Source organism: Peribacillus sp. NPDC056705 (assembly GCF_043656335.1).
This window is the reverse complement of record NZ_JBHTYI010000222.1, coordinates 1-1223: the sequence shown is the minus strand read 5'-3', so window position 1 is coordinate 1223 and position 1223 is coordinate 1. Positions and strand designations below refer to the sequence as shown.

Annotated in this window: 1 protein-coding gene; it reads right to left on the bottom strand. The window is 56.6% G+C overall.

Annotated features, from left to right (window positions below):
• Nucleotides 1-1122: beta-ketoacyl-ACP synthase II (gene fabF, locus ACFRAK_RS29125; protein ID WP_394573217.1), on the bottom strand; the 1122-nt coding region annotated here is incomplete at its 3' end.
• Nucleotides 1123-1223: the final 101 nt, after the last annotated feature.

Genomic DNA, 1223 nt, shown 5'->3' with positions numbered 1-1223 from the left:
ACATCCAGGATCAGGTTGATCCAAGTTTATGGTAGGCGGAATGACGCCATTTTGCAAGGCCTTCACAAGCGCAATCGCCTGCACGCCGCCGGAGGCGCCCAGCATATGGCCTGTCATGGACTTGTTGGCCGTAACCGGAATGCGGTAGGCGGTATCGCCGAACACCTGCTTAATCGCCGTTGTCTCCGAGCGGTCGCCGATGACGGTGCTCGTCGCATGCGCACTGATGACGTCGATATCGGACGGGGAGAGACCTGCCTCCTGCAGGGCGAGTCTCATCGCCCGCGCTGCCCCATTGCCGTCCTCTGGCGTAGCAACCATGTGATAGGCGTCCGAGCTGGCGCCATATCCGATCACTTCAGCCAGGATGGTGGCACCTCGGCTTTGGGCATGGGAGAGCGATTCCAGTATCAGGATGCCCGCTCCTTCAGCCATGACAAAGCCGTCGCGCGCCGAATCGAACGGACGGCTGGCTCGGGTCGGTTCCTCATTGCGGGTAGAGAGTGCGGTCGCGTTAGCGAAGCTGGCCAGTGAGATGTCGGTCAGGGCTGCTTCCGCTCCCCCGGCGATGATAATATCCGAGCGACCCGCCTGAATATGATAGAACGCCTCGCCAATCGCGGTGTTGCCGATGGAGCATGCCGTAACCGGAGCGAGGGTGGGACCGAGCGCGCCGTAATGGATACTGATCATGGCGGCCGCCATATTCGGAATCATCATCGGCACCAGCGTTGGGCTTATGCGTTCCGGACCGCGGGAAGCGAGCGTCTCGCTCTGATTCATCAACGTTTGGATTCCCCCGATGCCGGAGCCGACGTATACCCCCATACGTTCCCGGTTGATCTGTGCCAGGTCAAGCCCGGAGCTGGCCATGGCTTGTTCTGCCGCGGCCAGCGCAAACTGACAGAATCGATCCATTCGGCGCGCTTCTTTGGCACCGAACAGGGCAGAGGAATCGAATTCCTTGACGCTGCCCGCAATTCTCACCTTTTGCCTGGATGTATCAAAAGCATCTATAAACGTAATACCGGATTCGCCCCGGTGAAGTCTTGTCCAGAATGTATCTACATCATGGCCCAGCGGCGAAATGACGCCCATACCTGTGATAACGACTCGTTCCATGGGAATTAGCCTCCTCTAGACTTTATAATTTGTTGATCTTATGGTTATAATGTCACTTATTATATCCTATTACAAGATATCGTTTATCCTAGTATAATTAC